Source organism: Muricoccus pecuniae (assembly GCF_014199205.1).
GTDB lineage: Bacteria > Pseudomonadota > Alphaproteobacteria > Acetobacterales > Acetobacteraceae > Roseomonas > Roseomonas pecuniae.
Window position 1 is genome coordinate 1 of the sequence record NZ_JACIJD010000072.1, and the last position, 2,445, is coordinate 2,445.

The window sequence follows — 2,445 nt, forward strand, 5'->3', positions numbered from 1 at the left end:
AACATCACCCTCGTCCCGCTGCCGCCGAAGTGCCCCGAACCTCCGAGGCAGTGCCTCGAAGCCGGTCGAGAAAGTCTGGACACGGGACCGCTGAGTGTGAGGTTCTTATAGCGCCGCGGGTGGGTCATGAGGCCCTCCGTGCGCTGGCCAAGTGGATGGCGAACCGCCATGAGCGGTCCGAGGCAGGTAGGGATCAGATGGCAGGACCTGCCGCGCGAGCGGCGGCGGCGCCTGACCGTGCTGGTCGGCAAGCTGGTCCGGCAGCGCCTCATGGCTCCTGCGGAACCGGAGACGGGCCATGAGCGCGATGCTGCCGAGTGCCGTCCTGCTGCCCTCCGACAAGATCCTGAGCCGGCACCGTGACCGGCAGGCGCTGGTCTACGTCCGGCAGTCGACAGCGCGGCAGGTGCTACACAACCAGGAGTCGACGCGCCTGCAATACGCGCTGGCCGAGCGTGCCTGCCAGCTCGGCTGGGGCCACGAACAGGTGGCAGTGATCGACGACGACCTCGGCCGCTCGGCGGCTTCTGCGTCGGACCGCCCGGGCTTCCAGCGCCTGGTGGCCGAAGTTGGGCTCGGCCATGTCGGCCTGGTGCTAGGGATCGAGGTATCGCGCCTGGCGCGCTCGTGCCGCGACTGGCACCAGCTGCTCGAGATGTGCGCCTTGTTCGACACGCTGATTGCGGATGCGGACGGCATCTACGACCCGAGCACCTACAACGACCGGCTGCTGCTCGGGCTCAAGGGCACGATGAGCGAGGCGGAGCTGCACATCCTGAAGGCGCGCATGTACGAGGGCCGGCAGGCCAAGGCCCGGCGCGGCGAACTGGTGATGGGGCTGCCACGCGGCTACGTGCTGCGGCCCTCGGGCGAGGTCGCGCTCGACCCGGACGAGCAGGTCCGCTCGGCGATCCAGCTGGTATTCGACCTGTTCGAGCGCCGCCGCTCCGTCAACGGCGTGCTGCACTACCTGGCCGACCACGAGATGCAGCTACCCGATCGTATCCGCTCGGGTCCGGGCAAGGGCGAGCTGCGCTGGAATAGGCCGAACCGCGCGACGCTGAGCGACATGCTGCGCCACCCCGCCTATGCTGGCGCCTACGTATACGGCCGGCGCCGGATGGAGCGCCGGTGTCAGTTGCCGGGCAAGCCGCACAGCGGGCGGCGGTTCATCCGCTCCGCCGAGCAGTGGACGGTGCTGCACCGGAACTGCTGGCCGGCCTACATCGACTGGGACACCTACGCGCGGAACCAGGAGCAGATGGCGGCGAACCGCTCCAAGCACGATGGCGTTCCGCGCGGCGGGCCAGCCCTGCTGGGCGGCCTGATCCACTGTGGCCAGTGCGGGCGCCGTATGGGGGTGAGCTACCGCAACAACGGCGGCGGCCCACGCTACCAGTGCATCCAGTTGGCGACGACCTTCGGCGGTCCGCGCTGCCAGTCGGTCAGCGCCGCGCCCGTAGACGATGTGGTTGTGGAACTGATCCTCGCCGCGCTCGCGCCGTCGTCCATCGAGGTCAGCCTGCAACTGGCCGAAGACCTGGAGCTCGAGCGCGGCGAGCGCCAGCGACACTGGGCGCATCGCCTGGAGCGGGCGCGCTACGAGACCGCGCTGGCACGCCGGCGTTACGAGGCAGTGGACCCGCAGAACCGGCTGGTGGCACGCACGTTGGAACGGGACTGGGAGGCGGCGCTCGCGGCCGAGCAGGCGCAGACCGCGGAGCACGAGCGTGAGCTGGCCCGACAACCGGCGCGCCTGGGGGCGGCGGAACAGGACCGCATCCGCCACCTGGCCGAGGACGTCCCGACACTCTGGCGCGCACCGACAACCTCGGCTGCCGACCGGCAGGCGATCGCCCGCCTGATGCTGGAACGGGTGGCGGTACGCATCGAGCGCAACAGCGAGCGCGTCGAGGTCGCGTGCGACTGGGCTGGCGGCGTGCAGACCCGCCACGAGGTGGTCCGCACCGTCCAACGGTTCGAGCAGCTGCGGGAGTTCAAGCGCCTGCTGGAGCAGATCCATCAGCTATGTGAAGAGGGCTGCTCGGCTGTGGCCATCGCCGAACGGCTGAACGCCAGCGGGTGGCGGCCACCCAAGCGCGCGGTGTTCAACGAGCCAATGGTGCGGCGCTTGTTACAGCGCCATGGGCTGTCCTCCGGACGGCCGATCTGGACCAATCAGGTGACGCGCCAACCAGGCGCCGAGTGGACGCTGCAGGAGGTGTCCGACCGGCTCGGCATCCACCGGCACACGGCTTACCGTTGGCTCCAGGAGGGACGGCTGCACGGACGCATGGCCGCGCGCGGCGATCAGCGCATCTGGATCGTGCAGATGACCGAAGCCGAACTGGCTCAGCTCGGACCCGGTACCGCCGAGCCGCCACCCCCGCCAGTGCCCCACAGGAACCCAGAATAGAGAGGCATCATGGAAAAACGATCGAGAAC

Annotated in this window: 1 protein-coding gene; it reads left to right on the forward strand. The window is 69.6% G+C overall.

Features of this window, described 5'->3' with window-relative positions:
• Positions 1 to 298: 298 nt before the first annotated feature.
• Positions 299 to 2,416 carry a recombinase family protein gene (locus tag FHS87_RS23130; RefSeq protein ID WP_184522233.1) on the forward strand — a complete coding sequence of 706 codons (2,118 nt, stop codon included), beginning with the start codon at positions 299 to 301 and terminating at the stop codon, positions 2,414 to 2,416.
• Positions 2,417 to 2,445 lie beyond the last annotated feature (29 nt).

Coding starts and splice junctions, on each gene's coding strand:
- FHS87_RS23130 (WP_184522233.1), top strand. CDS start 299: ATGAGCGCGATGCTGCCGAGTGCCGTCCTGCTGCCCTCCGACAAGATC.